Source organism: Aquimarina sediminis (assembly GCF_002895435.1).
Taxonomy (GTDB): domain Bacteria; phylum Bacteroidota; class Bacteroidia; order Flavobacteriales; family Flavobacteriaceae; genus Aquimarina; species Aquimarina sediminis.
In genome coordinates this window covers 111125-126778 of record NZ_POYJ01000012.1, presented here as the reverse complement: position 1 = coordinate 126778, position 15654 = coordinate 111125, and the positions used below count along the sequence as shown (strand labels likewise).

Sequence of the window (15654 nt, the reverse complement as noted above, 5' to 3'; positions counted from 1 at the left end):
TTAGGTTTGAAGATATAAGTATCACACATACTATCTTATAAAAGACCTACTCAAGTTGATTCAGGTAGGTCCATAAACTTGTATTACTTCATAGCTACAACTAGATCATCTGCATTAACCATTGTTCCTGCTTTCAGCAATATTTTCTTTACCGTTGCATCTTCATTTGCTGTGATAGTGGTCTCCATCTTCATAGCTTCAATAATGAACAAAGGTTCATTTTTCTTAACCTCCTGACCTGTCTTCACTAAGATAGAAGAGAGGGATCCTTGCAGAGGGGCTCCTATCTGTTTTGCATCTCCTTTATCAGCTTTTACATGTATTACTTTATTTATTTTTATAGAGTTATCTTGTATATCTACATTTCTTGTTTGTCCATTTACTTTAAAGAAAACAGTTACTTTACCTTCATAATTTGGTTTTCCTACAGATATCAGCTCTATAAGTAAAATTTTTCCTTTTTCAAGTTTTATAATGATTTCTTCTCCAGGTTCCATTCCATAAAAAAAGTTTTTGGTTGGTATGGTCATCACGTTTCCGTATTTTAAGTGATGATTATAGGCACCTGTAAACACTTTAGGATATAGTTTATAAGAAAGAAAATCTGTAATATCAAGCTCTCTTCCCATACCTTTTTTAAATACTTTTACAAAATCCGTAAACTCTGTTTCAAAATCAACAGGTTCTAGATGTGCATTTGGCCTGTCTGTAAATGGCTTTTGATCTTTTAATATTGATTTTTGAAGATCTTTAGGGAATTCGCCTACCGGTTGTCCTAATTCTCCTTTGAACAGGCTGACTACAGATTGCGGATATGAAATGGTATCTCCTCTCTCCTTTACATCTTCTATAGTAAGATTATTACTTACCAGATATTGCGCCATATCTCCAACAACTTTAGAACTTGGCGTTACCTTTACAATATCTCCAAACAGTTCATTTACTTCTCCATACATTTTGGTGATTTCATGAAAACGATCTGCCAACCCTAATCCTTGTGCCTGTGGTTTGAGGTTAGAATATTGTCCTCCGGGGATTTCATGTTGATATACCTCTCCTGTTCCGGCTTTAAGTCCTGATTCAAAAACATAGTAATAATCTCTAACGGTCTCCCAATAATTAGAATACTCATTTAATTTGGGAATATTCATTACATTCTCTCGTTCATGAAACCTCATCATTTCTATGATTGCATTAAAATTAGGCTGCGCAGTTAAACCTGATAATCCCCCCAAAGCAACATCTACAACATCTACTCCTGCCTCAATGGCTTTAAGATATGTTGCCGATTGTACCGAAGAAGTATCATGCGTGTGTAAGTGGATAGGTATGTTGATCTCTGATTTTAATGCCGAGACCAATTCATAGGCTGCATATGGTTTTAATAGCCCTGCCATATCTTTGATACCAAGTATATGCGCTCCTGCATTCTCTATATCTTTGGCTAATTGAATATAATACTCTAGCGTGTATTTGGTTCTTTTGGGGTCCAAAATATCTCCTGTATAACACAGAGACCCCTCCGCTAGCCCTTGTGTTTTTGTTCGTACATGCTCTATACAAGGAGCAATAGATTTCATCCAGTTCAATGAATCAAAGATTCTAAAAACATCTACGCCATTTTCCCAGGATTGTTCTACAAATTTCCCTATCAAATTATCTGGATAAGCTGTATATCCAACGCCATTAGATCCTCTTATAAGCATTTGAAGCAATAGATTAGGCATTGCTTTTCGCAAAGAGCGTAATCTTTCCCAAGGGTTTTCTTTCAGAAAACGAAGGCAAACATCAAAAGTAGCTCCACCCCATACTTCCATACTAAAGATTTCGGGGTGATTTTTTGCAAAACCTTCTGCTACTTTTTGCATATCATATGTTCTCATTCTGGTTGCCAGTAAACTCTGATGCGCATCACGCATTGTAGTGTCTGTAAAATGAATTTTCTTTTCATTTTTTAACCATTCTGAAAACTTTTCGGGTCCTAACTCTGTCAATATATTTTTAGTCCCTTTTGTATATCCGGCGTTCTCATCAAATTTTGGAACTACAGGTGTCACAAAAGTCTTAGTTGGGTCAATCTTTTTAACATCAACATTACCATTTACGATAATATCGCCCAAAAAAGTTGCTAATTTGGTAGCACGGTTACGAGACTCTTTGACCTCAAATAATGATTTGGTATTCTGAATAAAATTAACTGTTACTTCTCCTTTTCTAAACGTTTCGTGGTTAAGGATATTAGCTAAGAAAGGCATATTGGTTTTTACACCTCGTATTCTAAATTCGGATAACGCTCTTAACATCTTTCTGCATGCCCCATCCAGAGTTCTACTATTTGCAGAAATCTTAACCAGCATCGAATCAAAAAACGGAGAAATGGTTACTCCTTGATACACACTTCCTGCATCCAACCTTATTCCGAACCCTGAAGCACTACGATATGTTGTAATAGTTCCATAATCTGGTTTAAAATCATTCTCGGGGTCTTCTGTTGTTATTCTACATTGTAATGCAAAACCGGTAGTTTTAAGACTTTCTTGGCTTTCTATTTTGATTTGTTTATCCGATAATTTATATCCTCCGGCAATAAACACTTGTGCTTTAATTAAATCAATTCCTGTTACAATCTCGGTAACTGTATGCTCAACTTGCACTCTTGGATTTACCTCTATAAAATAAATACTTCCATCATCATCTACCAGAAACTCTACGGTACCAATATTATTATAATCTACAGCTTTACAAATCTTAAGGGCATAATTATACAGGTCTTGTTTTATTTGTTCTGATACTCCAAAAGAAGGTGCATATTCGATCACTTTTTGATAACGACGTTGTACCGAACAATCCCGTTCAAAAAGGTGTACCATATTACCATGGTGATCGGCTACAATTTGTATTTCGATATGTTTTGGGTTTTCAACGAATTTTTCAAGAAACACAGTATCATCTCCAAAGGCATTAAGAGCCTCTCTACGAGATTCTGGGTATGCTTTTTCTAATTCTTCTTCGTTTCTAATGACACGCATTCCTCGACCTCCTCCGCCAGAAGCTGCTTTTAGCATCACAGGGAAACCAATACGTTGAGCTTCTTTTAAAGCTATTTTTACATCTGTAAGTTCTTCCTGATTACTTTGGATGATAGGTATATCATTATCAATAGCTACCTTTTTTGCTGTAATTTTATCTCCCAAAGAACGTAATACTGAAACTTTTGGTCCAATAAAAATAATGTCATTTTCTATACATTTTTGTGCAAAATCTGCATTTTCAGAAAGAAACCCATATCCAGGATGAATCGCATCTACATTGTTTTTTTTGGCTACATTAACAATTGCGTCAACATTTAGGTATGGCTTTAAAGGCTCATTATCTTCCCCAATCTGATATGCTTCATCAGCTTTATATCTATGTAATGAATACCTATCTTCGTAGGTGTACACTCCTACTGTTTGTAATCCAATTTCTGTACAAGCCCTAAAAATTCGGATTGCAATTTCTCCTCGATTAGCGACTAAAACCTTTTTAATTTGCATGATAAAATTTGTGAGTTAAAACCATATTTAGCGAACATTCGCTACGAAGATATTGATAAGAACCATACTGTACAACAGAAATGTTAAAATTCATATACATATTTTAAATCTGTGATATTCTTAACATTACCAAATACACGCTTAACAATAAATCAAACTTGTGGTAACATAAAATTAACATTAATTAACTTAACTCTTATACCGTTCTTCTATCATCTATCGTTCTTTTAATAGATTTAGAACATTTTACTAGTATTTGTCAAAACCACTTAGGATGAGAAATAGGATTTTGCTAACAGATTTTTTTATTGATCAAAACGTCCCAAAAATTTTCTTTGGAATGCTTTTTGCAACCGTACAAAAAGGTCAAAAAATCATGAAACTTTAACAAAGGGTTAGTATCTGCAGTTACTCCCAATAGTTAAGTTTGCCAGTCAATACCTCAAGTAAATTTTATATAAAACCATTTAATTATTAAACATGAAAAACAGAATTATTGCTTTTGCAAGCACGCTTATGCTAACAACTTTAATATTAAGTTGTAGCAGTGATGACGACAACACACCTGCAGCTCCAGAAGGAGTGGTTTCTGCAGAAAGATACAAGGATGTAAAATCAGCTAATCGCGAAATTAACTCGGTGGTACAAGGGGCTTTTAATAATCCATCTCGTACTAGTCGTAATTTTATTAGCAAAAATAATGATTGTACTACTGTAGAAGGAGCTGTAGGTTCAGGTAATGGAGGTACTATTACTATAAATTTTGGCGCCGACTGCCAATCACCAGACGGAAAACCGATTTCTGGTAAAATCATTGTAACTTTCACTGTAAAAGAAGAAATGTCTGGGGCGATCGTCCAGATGAATTACACATTAGAAAACTTTTCTTTCGACGGTATAACAGTTAGTGGAACTTCTGTAGCAACTATTACCATTAGTGAGCAAGGAGGTCAAAAATTTGTTTCGACCTCTGATTACTTATTTGCATGGAGTGATGGTCTTAGAGTTACCAGTAAAGACACAACCGCCGTAGAAATTGTAATGAATCAGGATACTTTTGATTTTTATACGCTTGTAACCTTAGATACCTCTTCAGAATTTAACAATGGTAGTGTATTTACTTCTAAAACTACAACTCCTTTACGATTAGAAAGTGGCTGTGAATATGTAGTTAGTGGTACTATCGTTACCACCGAAGATTCGTCAACTTCTACTTTGGAGTATGGTGATGGAACTTGTGATAATATCGCAATACTTACTGATGCTGACGGAAACGAAACAACAATAGACCTAAGTATAGAAGAAAACTTTGTTCTGTAAACAAACGACATTTCGTTTTACAAAAAACGCGTCCTAATTGATAGTAAAACCGTTTCTGAAGTCTCTTTTGAAACGGTTTTCTATTCCTAACAATGTTTATTTCTGTATTTTGTTATAGTAAGCTTTCTCTGTTACTTCAGACCACCTCGAAATTCTTTTTTGAAAACCAGAATAGCTTTCATATACTTCTTTTGACAAAGGGTCATCACCTATCAACTCTTGTATGGCTTCATCTGTATATCCTCTTAAAGTCTCTAGGGTTTCTTTAGAAAATTCTCGAATCTCAACTCCTTCTTCATTTACCAGTTTATCCAAATAAATTCCATTTTGCTTATCAAACTCTGCTAAAACCCATACTTGCGCTCTTTTGGAGGCAGCTTCTAATACAGCTTGTAGATGTGGTGGTAATCCATCATACAAATTTTTATTAATAAAAAACTCTAATTGCGAGCCTGTTTCGTGCCATCCAGGAGTATAATAATACTTTGCAATTTTATGAAACCCCATCTTATAATCATGATATGGACCTATCCACTCGGTGGCATCAATAACTCCTCGCTCTAAACTTGTATACACCTCACTACCAGCAACCAAAACTGCAGCTCCACCTGCTTTTTCTATTACTTTGCCTCCTATCCCCGGAAGTCTCATTTTTAATCCTTTAAAATCTTCGACAGAATTAATCTCTCGATTAAACCATCCTCCCATTTGCACACCTGTATTTCCTCCCATAAAAGGAACCAGATTAAACTTGGCGTATGTTTTTTTCCATAACTCATAACCTCCTCCTGTTTCTAACCACGAAGTAATTTGCTGGCTATTCATCCCAAAAGGTACTGCTGCAAAGAATTGTGCTGCAGGAGTTTTTCCTGCCCAATAATACGCTGCGCCACACCCCATCTCGATTGTTCCTTGAGATACAGCATCAAAAGCTTCAAGAGGGGGTACTAATTCTCCTCCGCCGTAAACCTTAATCTTAATTTGACCATTAGACAATTCATCTACCCATTTTGAGTATTTTTCTGCTACTTCGCCCACCACTGGAAAATTAGGGGGCCAGGTGGTTGTCATTTTCCAATAAAATATTTTGTCAGGTTTGCTTACATCATAAGAAGTAGTACTCATACTTGCTGGTGGATCTCCTAAACAAGAAATAAACAATAATACAACCGCTATCATAGTAGCAAATCTGGTTATTTTGTGATTTTGACTTTTAAAAAACTTCATGTATACATAAATATAAGTTATTCAATATTGCTCTATATAGTCTAATAAACTGTTTTACATACTTCAAAGAAAAGGTGTAATCTATTTTTTATTTTGACATAAAAATAATCTCGGGAAAAAATACTACAATCCCTACAATGATCAATTGTATGATTATAAAAGGAATAATCCCTTTATAAATCTGACTTGTTTTTACGTTTTCTGGTGCCACTCCTTTGAGATAAAATAATGCAAATCCAAAGGGAGGTGTCAAAAAAGATGTTTGCAAATTTAAGGCTATCAAAATCCCTACCCATAACATATCCATCTCAAAAACATTAAAAATAGGTGTAACTACAGGCACTATAATAAAGACAATTTCAATAAAATCGATAAAAAAACCAGCTACAAAGATGACAAGCATCACCAACAACAGGAACATTAAAGGTGTTAGATTAGAAGAAATAATTAATTCTTGTAAATACATATCTCCTCCCAGTGTTCTAAACACCAAGGTAAACGTTGTTGCCCCTAAAAGAATAAAAAACACCATTGACGTTAGTTTTATGGTCTCTTGCCCCACTTCTTTTAGAATCTTAAACGAAAACTTTTTTTGAATTACGGTTAGTATTGTTGCTCCAATCGCTCCAATTGCAGATGCTTCTGTTGGCGAGGCTATACCAGTAAAAATAGATCCTAGTACAAGTACAATTAATAGTATAGGCAGGAATAAGACTTTAAGGATTTTTGCTGTAAAATTAGCTCCTCTAAATTCTTTTATTTCTTCTGCAGGAATACTTGGAGCATCTTCTTTATGTATAAAAGATTTAATCAAAATGTAACCAATATATAGCCCAACCAATACCAAACCAGGTAATAAAGCTGCAGAAAACAAAGCTCCTACATCTACTGAAGCAGCTCCTCTGGATGAGCTATTAATTGTATCTGCTAATAAAACCAAAACTATTGATGGTGGAATAATCTGTCCTAATGTACCTGATGAAGCAATTACACCTGTAGCAAGCTCTGTTTTATAGCCACGTTTAAGCATTGTTGGTAAACTTATTAATCCCATTGTAACTACCGTAGCTCCTACAATACCTGTAGAAGCAGCTAACAATGCACCCACTATCACTACCGAAATTGCTAAACCACCACGAACCCTACCAAACATCATTGCCATTGTTTCTAATAAACTTTGGGCCAGTCCTGATTTTTCTAGCATGATTCCCATAAAAATAAAGAGAGGAACAGCCATAAGGACATAATTATTTACCACTCCCATAATTCTAGATGGTAGCAAATAAAATGTTGACATTTGAAATTGCTCTGGAGCAAAAATTGACACCCCAAAAGCAAAGGCTACCGAAATTCCACCAAGTGTAAAAGCAACCGGATATCCTCTTAGGATAAGAATAAAAATAATTACAAATAATAGTATTGCCAGATATTCCATTACTCCTCTTTATTAAAAATAATTTGGATTGATTTTAAGATGTGTGATACTCCTTGAAGTAATAAAAAAACAAAACCAAGAGTAATACAAAATTTAAGTATATATAAAGCGGGTAAGCCTCCAGGTTGAGGCGAGCTTTCACCAATCATAAATGAAAAAGCTCCATAATACCAAGAAGAAACAATTGCAACATAGCACCATGGAATTAATAAAAAAACTCCTCCTAACAGATCTATCCAAGCTTTTCTTTTTTTAGAAAGTTTGGTATAGAATACATCGACCCGTACATGTTTTTCATACTTAAACGTATATCCAGAAGCTAATAAAAAAAGCATCCCAAACAGGTAGATTTCTATTTCGATCATCCATACATATGTAAACTGAAAAATGTAACGGATAATGACATCCATGCCTATTATTATTGCTAATAACACAGCTATCCAGCCAACTATAACACCCGTTTTTTCACCAATCCAATCAAGGAAATTGATCGCTTTTTGCATTTATAGAGTTATGTTTCTAATATTAGGGATTGAAGATACTAAAATTAGAAACATTAGAAAATGTAAGTTCTCAATTGTTAGCAGAACCTAATTCTCGAATTTACCGCTTAAGAAAACATCTAATATTAGCTTACTTAGCGTATAAAAACCAATTCATTTGGTTTGGTAGTATATTCTTCACTAAACCCATACCCTTCATAATTAAACCCTTTCAAATCTTCTATTGTTTTAGCATCGGTATCAATAATATATCTTACCATCATACCTCTCGCTTTTTTGGCAAAGAAACTAATCATTTTAAGTTTATCTCCTTTCCAATCTTTAAATTGAGGAGTAATCACAGGAACTTTTAGTACTTTTTTATCAATAGCGCTGAAATATTCATTACTAGCCAGATTGATAAACAACTCATCATCCTGAAGTTCATCATTTAGTTGCTGTGTGATTGTCTTTTTCCAAAACTCATACAAATTATTGTTACGACCTACTTTAAGCTTGGTTCCCATTTCTAAACGATATGGCTGCATCAAATCCAAAGGTCTTAGAATCCCATATAATCCAGAAAGTATCCTTAATTGGTTTTGTAACGCATCCAATTTATCCTCGGGTATAGTATACGCATCTAATCCTACGTATACATCTCCATTGAATGAATACACAGCTGGTCTTGCATTTTCTTTTGTAAACGGAAGACTAAATTCTTGATTACGCTGCCAATTGAGCTGTGCCAGTTTATCACTGATACTCATTAACTCAGAAAGTTTTTTTGGTGATTTTTTCTTGAGCACTCCATTTAACTTTTCTATTTCTGTAAGAAAGTTAGGAGTTGTATACTGCTGAGTAGGTAATTCGGTTTCAAAATCCAATGATTTGGCTGGAGATATTACAATTTTCATGTAGATGCTGTTTTTGTTTTTCAAAAATACAATTGTCTATTGAGAATTAAAATCTGTAGGTCTATTAATTCTCTATATTGGTATTTACAAAAGCTATTTAGGTTTAAAGTAATTTCTATTCGCTCATAAAACCTAAAACAAGGAAAATACTACAAAAGAGATTTGTTTCATATTTCTGGCGTTTTTCTGATACTGCTCTTTTATTTCTTACGCTTTCAAATTTGTAGAATGCAAACCAGTTTATCAAATCTTTTCTTAAACAATAAACTATCCAAGTCCAATGATTTATATCATTTTTTATTTGAATTATAATTCATATTTGTCAAAAATTGACTTACAAAAATCAACCGTAAAACGATTACGGTAAAAACGTAATTATTTGATTATCAACATTTAACGATCAAAAAAAACAACATTTTTCTTTTACAAAAGAAAGATTTTGATTACTTTTAACTTCAATAACGCATCCCTTCGACGGTCTACCCCTACTTTCGTTACAAAAAACTTAAATTCTCTTACCTGTCTGTATTTGAATACGTTACGTTATTACACACAAATTTTCTTTTTTACAAAACTCTCTCCTTAGACATTTATTTGACGTTTAATTTAAATACCTACTAATATGTTAAAATCTACGACTACTTTATTTATTGCTATTGTTACTTTTTTTATTATTGTTTTATTCTCTTCTTGCGAAAAGGATGATATCATTTCGATTGAAGAACAACAGGTTGAACAACAATCTAAACCAGAAGTTGTTCAGGACTCTACTTATACCGATGCTGAATTACTAAAGGTATTAGAAGAGGAACTAGATTATATAGAGCTTGAAAAGCAAGGGAAAATTGTAGAGGCTTCTGGGATGGAAATCGTAAAAGAAAACCCAAAAAAAGTATATGTACATTATATGCCCTGGTTTCAAAGTAAAGATTTTGATGGTTACTGGGGTCAACACTGGACGATGGCCAATCAAAATCCCGATATCAAAGACGCTAATGGCAACGCACAAATTGCATCCTATTATTATCCGCTAATCGGTCCCTACTCTTCTTCTGACCCTGATTTACACGAATACCATTTCCTAATGATGAAACTATCTGGGGTAGATGGCGTAATCTTTGATTGGTACGGAAGTAAAGATCTATATGATTATGGATTAATCAAACAAGCTACAGAGACCTTTATATACACCCTAGAAGATTTGGGAATGAATTTTTCAATTATGTATGAAGACAGAGTGGCTCAACAAGCAAAAGAGCAATCCCTTTCTGCAACAGTAATAGAAGCAGCTCAGGAAGATTTCTTATATATTAATCAAAAATACTTTTCTAGCCCCGAATACATGCAATACAATGGCAAAAACATGCTCTTTATATTTGGTCCTCAATATTTAAATACAGAGGCAGAATGGAACCAGGTGTTTGATGTTTTACCAACCACTAATCGCCCTGATTTCTTAACCTTATGGGGAGCTAGTAATTATGTTGGTGCTAACGCTAGTGGAGAATTTTTATGGGTTGATCAAGATCACTTACTTGCTCATGAGCATTACTATAACACATACCAGGCAAGCAATAAAATCACTGTAGGCTCATCTTATCCGGGATTCAAGAGCTTTTATACAGAAGGTGGGTGGTCTGATGGCATAAATGATTGGACTATAAACCTTAACAACGGAAACACCTTTATAGAAACACTTAACTATAATCATCATGAGCTCTCAGATTTTCTACAAATCATCACATGGAATGATTTTGGAGAAGGTACTATGATAGAGCCAACACAAGAGTTTGGTTTTACATATCTGGAGTATCTGCAAGAGTATACCGGAGTACCACATACAACCCAGGATTTGCAAGTGGCACTGGACTTATATCATATGAGAAAAGATTTTAAAAACAACGAAGAAGCTCAAGCAATAATCGATAGAGCATATAAATACATAAAACAACTTGACATGCAACGAGCAGATAAAGTTTTAAAAGCCATTGATAGATTTTACTAAATTATAAATTTGGGTGAAAACAAAAAAAGCCTGTCTAAAAATAGACAGGCTTGTGTTTTAAAAAAGTCAAAATGTATATTATAATACTTTCACGTTTACCGCGTTCATTCCTTTTTTACCTTCTTTAAGATCAAACTCTACTTCGTCACCTTCACGAACTTCATCAATTAAGCCTGAAATGTGTACGAAATGATCTTTGTTTGATCCTTCTTCTGTAATGAATCCAAATCCTTTGGAGTCATTGAAAAATTTTACTGTTCCTTTGTTCATTATAAAATATTAAAACGCGAAGGTACTATTATTTCGTTATAAATTTCTATTTATTTCAAAATAAAGTTCTTAGTAACCTTTTTTTAATGTTCTCTATACACAGACATAATGCCCTTAAAAAAACACTAAACATCTGTTTCTATTGACATTTAGGTATTTATTTTTTTTGTGAGCTGCAATTATTTTCTACATCTTTTAACATATCATCTAACTTTTTTCTTGGCAACCATTTGCCCTTAATCATCACTCCTTCGATAGTTTTAGTGTTTCTAATATCCTTAAGAGGGTTTTTATTGAGTAATACCAGATTTGCTAGCTTCCCTTCACTAATCGTGCCGCTGATTGCTAATCGATCCAAATATCGTGCAGGAACTATGGTAGCTGTTCTTAAGGTTTCGTAGTTAGACATTCCACTACTTGATAATAGTTCAAGTTCTCTATGTAGTGAGAATCCCTGGATAAATAGCCCATATGTATCGCTTCCTGCCAATAGAGGTACATTGGCTTCATTTAATATTTTAGTAAATTTCTTTTGCCATTCTAATTCTTTCTGAAGTCGAATAAGAGACTCTGGAGCAGTAAACCAGGTATTTATTCTATAGTGGATACTATCGGATGTATAATAAGCTGCATATGCCTGAGGAAGATACTTTATTTCATCACTTTTTTTTAGAATTTCAAACTTCCTATTATCGGCATACCTACTAATCATTTCAAAAATCCCCAAAGTAGGAGAAACATATACCCCACTAGCTTTAATTTCAATGGCAGCTTGTTTTAAGTATGTAGTATCTGCTTTTTGCTCTGTATTAAAAATACACATAAACTCCTCTATATGGGCTATCGATTTCATCCTTAAAGAGTATTCTAATGGAAGTTTTCTTTGACCATGCCCAACAACCGGAATCTTATATTTATTGGTTTCTTCTAATAACTTTAAATATACTTTCTTAGGTAAATTATCAGCAATTTTTAAAAAATCATATCCTTTTTCGTGGTGTTTTTTTACAACCTTAATCACATCACTTATTGTTTGTAAATCATTAGATTTTAAATATGGTCCTGTAGTTACATAATAGGGTGCCAAAAATTTATTCTTATTAGCATCTTCTTTAATTTTTATTTGATCTTGACCTTCATACTCTGCCATATTTCGTGCTGTTGTAACACCATTAGCAACTAGCAATTTAAACTCATCGCGGATATCGTTTTGTAAATGATAGTGCATTTCTGCCAATCCAGGGATCAAATATTTATTTGTGGCATTAATAGCGGTGCTAACTTTTTGCTTTATTTTTTGAGAAGCAGGTTCAATTGTCGTAATCTTTCCAGCTGTAACAATAACCCGCTGATTGTATAATATTACTTCTCTATCCATAGGGATGACATTTACATTCTCAAAAGAAATACTATTTTCTTGAGCATGTAATATTACTATACTACTTATTTGTATAATACTATACCGCACAAAACTCTTTATTAAACTACGCATCTTTATTTTTTTTTAAAATTATCGATGTCAAACCTAATAAGCGCTTATAATTGTCGAGTTCTATATTGTAAGGATCTGAGAAAACCGAACCTATCTATTTCGTTTTTTATATTCGTTAGGAGACATTCCCATCTCCTTTTTAAACGCAGTATAAAAAGTAGTTTTAGAGTTGAAACCTGCCTCAAGACCAATAGCTAACATACTGTATTTATCAAACTCTGGGTCAAGAATCATTTTTAGTATATCCTGTACTCTATAACTATTGATAAACTCTGAGAAGTTTTTACCGCTCTTTTTATTGATTTGTTCTGAAAGATATCCACTACTTATCCCTAACTTTTTTGCAACCATATCTCGATTAAGACTTGGATTATGATGAATATTTTCTTGTTGTATCAATATCAATAGCTGTTCTATATGAGAATTAGTCTCTTTTGTTTTTCTTATTTCTTCGTGAGTAGTGGTCTGTCTTAGATAATCTCTAATTTCGTATTTATCATTAGATAATTTAAACCGATACAATCCTTTATAAATTAACCAGTACATAAAAACAGAAACCCCCACCCATAAGTAGGTTAATGACATTTTATAATCATACATAAACCTAAACCCTTCTAAAGCCATACCATAAATCTCTAAAAGAGTAATAAAAATCCATATTCTTTTAATCCATTTTATGTCAAAATCAGATCGTAAACAAAATAGATATATAAAAGATATTACAATAAAAATGGTAGGAAAAACAATTGAAAGTACGCTAACTATTTTATAAAAAAGATAGACTGCCTTTTCTTTATTAGGTAGTATAATTTCATAATACCCAAAAACGGTATCGAATGAGATAATGGTATTAATTATACTTAAAATTAGGAAAGGAACATAAAGAAAATAAACGACATTACTTTTCCATAAAGGATGTCTTATTTTTTTGACAAAAAACACAAATAATGTTACTGGGTATAAAAACTGCCATAAAAACAAATCAAATACTGATATCAAAAACGGGTTTTCTCCCAGATCCCAAAACCAGTTATTCAATCCTATAACAGATAATATGATCAAAGTATACCCTAAATAAGCATTACTTTGATCTTTAAAAAATTTAGAAAATAGGATAATTATACCTAAAACAAAACCATGAATTATACCGATCAGGATAAATATTTCTAAAAAAGAAATTTCCATTAGTTACTTATTTTAAGAAAGCATACTGACGGTACTTTCCTATATATTACAAAGTAGTGAACTATATGTTAATCACCGGATAATTGGTTTTTGGCATACTTTCTCCAACGTTCTACACATTGTTTTATATCATCTGGGATTGGAGCTTCAAAATGCATATGTTCTCCAGTTATGGGGTGTTCAAATCCAAGCGTTCTGGCATGCAAAGCTTGCCTGGGTAATACTTTAAAACAGTTATCTACAAACTGCTTATATTTCGTAAATGTAGTTCCTTTTAATATTTTCTCTCCTCCATAGCGTTCATCATTAAAAAGCGTATGCCCAATGTGCTTCATATGAACTCTGATCTGATGAGTTCTACCTGTCTCTAGCCTGCAAGAAACCATGGTTACATACCCTAATCGCTCTATAACTTTATAGTGTGTAATCGCTGGTTTTCCTTTCTCTTCTTCCTCTCCTTCAAAAACCGTATTTTGTAACCTATTTTTAGGGTGGCGACCTATATTTCCTTCAACAGTTCCTTCATCTTCGCTTATATTTCCCCATACAAGAGCAACATACTCACGTTTACTGGTTTTATCAAAAAACTGCTTAGCAAGATGGGTCATAGCTTCTTCTGTTTTGGCTACCACTAACAACCCACTAGTATCTTTATCTATTCGATGTACCAACCCTGGACGGTTACTACTATTATTTGGTAAATTATCAAAATGATAGATCAAAGCATTTATCAATGTGCCCGAATAATTACCATGACCAGGATGCACTACCATTCCTGCAGGTTTGTTAACAACCAATAATACCTCATCCTCATAGACTATATCTAATGGGATATTCTCTGGAGTAAGTAAGTTTTCGTAAGGTGGATGTGAAAACAATACCCTTACCACATCATTTGGTTTTACCTTATAATTTGATTTTACGGCAATATCATTAACAAAAACACTACCTTCTTTTGCAGCTTGTTGTATTTTATTACGGGTCGCGTTTTCAACAAAATTCATCAAAAACTTATCAACTCGCAAAGGTACTTGACCAGCTCCAGCAACAAAACGATGATGTTCATAGAGTTCATCATCACTGGCATCAAAATCTCCTGTATGTATAGTTTTGTCCAAAATCAATTAGATAGGTTTAATGTACTTTCTTGTCCATCTCCGAGAACCAAATCTATTGTAGAGGTTTTCATTAATTTGGTACCTGGTTTTAGTCTTTTACCCTTATGTCTAAGCTCTAAGACCATATCTTTGGCAATATTTGGCTTATAAGTAACATCTCCTATTTCAAATCCTAAAGCTTTTAGTTTTGGTTCGGCTTGTCTTCTTGTTCTCTGTACCACATTAGGAACTTCAATTTTGCGATATCCAGAAGGGTTTAAAGTCACGTATATCTTACGATTTTCTTTAACCTCACTACCGGCAGTAGGGTTTTGTTCAATAACAGAAAATCTAGGATAATCAGGATTAAAATTTGCCGAATCCTGAACTTCATATCTCAAATCCTTTGCCTCAAGAGTTTGGGCAACTTCATCCAGCGTTTTTTTACTCAAACTAGGCACCACAATTCGTTGATTATGATTTGTTGTGCTTTCTAACCATTGCAACGCTACATAGGATAGAATAGCAAGCATCGCAACTGCCAATACCAGTTGTATCAAGAAGATTTTACTGTACAAAAACTTAAAAAGGTCTCTAAAGAAATTCATAAATACATCAATAATTTGGACAAATATATAAAAACGAAGAGTTTTAAGCTTTTCTTATAAGATAAATGATATTTTTGTTT

At 33.5% G+C, this 15654-nt stretch carries 12 protein-coding genes; 2 read left to right on the top strand and 10 right to left on the bottom strand.

The genetic code is table 11. The features are described from left to right. Nucleotides 1–83 precede the first annotated feature (83 nt). Entirely contained in the window at nt 84–3536 is a 3453-nt protein-coding gene (locus C1X07_RS20740) for a pyruvate carboxylase (protein ID WP_103071960.1), read from the bottom strand. Nucleotides 3537–4016: 480 nt separating this feature from the next. Between C1X07_RS20740 and C1X07_RS20735 the strand changes: the two genes are divergently transcribed. After that, nucleotides 4017–4856 (top strand): hypothetical protein, encoded by an 840-nt coding sequence (locus tag C1X07_RS20735; protein ID WP_103071959.1) that lies wholly within the window; start codon nt 4017–4019, stop codon nt 4854–4856. 96 nt (nt 4857–4952) lie between these two features. On the opposite strand, the gene C1X07_RS20730 is transcribed toward C1X07_RS20735, so the two are convergent. The 4 genes from C1X07_RS20730 to yaaA all read right to left on the bottom strand — a co-directional run bounded on the left by C1X07_RS20730 (nt 4953) and on the right by yaaA (nt 8917). Then, entirely contained in the window at nt 4953–6083 is a 1131-nt protein-coding gene (locus C1X07_RS20730) for a TRAP transporter substrate-binding protein (protein WP_241507299.1), read from the bottom strand. Between the two features lie 88 nt (nt 6084–6171). After that, a complete protein-coding gene (locus C1X07_RS20725) occupies nt 6172–7518 on the bottom strand; it encodes a TRAP transporter large permease (RefSeq protein ID WP_103071958.1) in 1347 nt (448 codons plus the stop codon). Beyond that, a complete protein-coding gene (locus C1X07_RS20720; protein ID WP_103071957.1) occupies nt 7518–8021 on the bottom strand; it encodes a TRAP transporter small permease subunit in 504 nt (167 codons plus the stop codon). The genes C1X07_RS20725 and C1X07_RS20720 overlap by 1 nt, the downstream gene beginning before the upstream one ends. Nucleotides 8022–8155: 134 nt before the next feature. Next, a complete protein-coding gene (gene yaaA, locus C1X07_RS20715; RefSeq protein ID WP_103071956.1) occupies nt 8156–8917 on the bottom strand; it encodes a peroxide stress protein YaaA in 762 nt (253 codons plus the stop codon). Between the two features lie 622 nt (nt 8918–9539). Here yaaA and C1X07_RS20710 point away from each other — a divergent pair. Next, nucleotides 9540–10922 carry a glycoside hydrolase family 71/99-like protein gene (locus C1X07_RS20710; protein WP_103071955.1) on the top strand — a complete coding sequence of 461 codons (1383 nt, stop codon included), beginning with the start codon at nt 9540–9542 and terminating at the stop codon, nt 10920–10922. Between the two features lie 78 nt (nt 10923–11000). Here the strand turns inward: C1X07_RS20710 and C1X07_RS20705 are convergent, their stop codons facing one another. The 5 genes from C1X07_RS20705 to C1X07_RS20685 all read right to left on the bottom strand — a co-directional run bounded on the left by C1X07_RS20705 (nt 11001) and on the right by C1X07_RS20685 (nt 15574). Further along, nucleotides 11001–11192, bottom strand: coding sequence for a cold-shock protein (locus C1X07_RS20705; RefSeq protein ID WP_034244160.1), 192 nt, complete (start codon nt 11190–11192; stop codon nt 11001–11003). Between the two features lie 157 nt (nt 11193–11349). Further along, complete coding sequence (locus tag C1X07_RS20700; RefSeq protein ID WP_103071954.1) at nt 11350–12684, bottom strand: amidohydrolase family protein; 1335 nt, start codon at nt 12682–12684, stop codon at nt 11350–11352. A 90-nt stretch (nt 12685–12774) separates the two neighbouring features. After that, nucleotides 12775–13869, bottom strand: a complete 1095-nt coding sequence (locus tag C1X07_RS20695; RefSeq protein ID WP_103071953.1) for a helix-turn-helix domain-containing protein — start codon at nt 13867–13869, stop codon at nt 12775–12777. A 68-nt stretch (nt 13870–13937) separates the two neighbouring features. Further along, the gene (locus C1X07_RS20690) at nt 13938–14987 is read right to left on the bottom strand and encodes an RluA family pseudouridine synthase (RefSeq protein ID WP_241507298.1); all 1050 of its coding nucleotides are present in this window, start codon (nt 14985–14987) and stop codon (nt 13938–13940) included. 2 nt (nt 14988–14989) lie between these two features. Next, complete coding sequence (locus C1X07_RS20685; protein ID WP_103071952.1) at nt 14990–15574, bottom strand: PASTA domain-containing protein; 585 nt, start codon at nt 15572–15574, stop codon at nt 14990–14992. Nucleotides 15575–15654 lie beyond the last annotated feature (80 nt).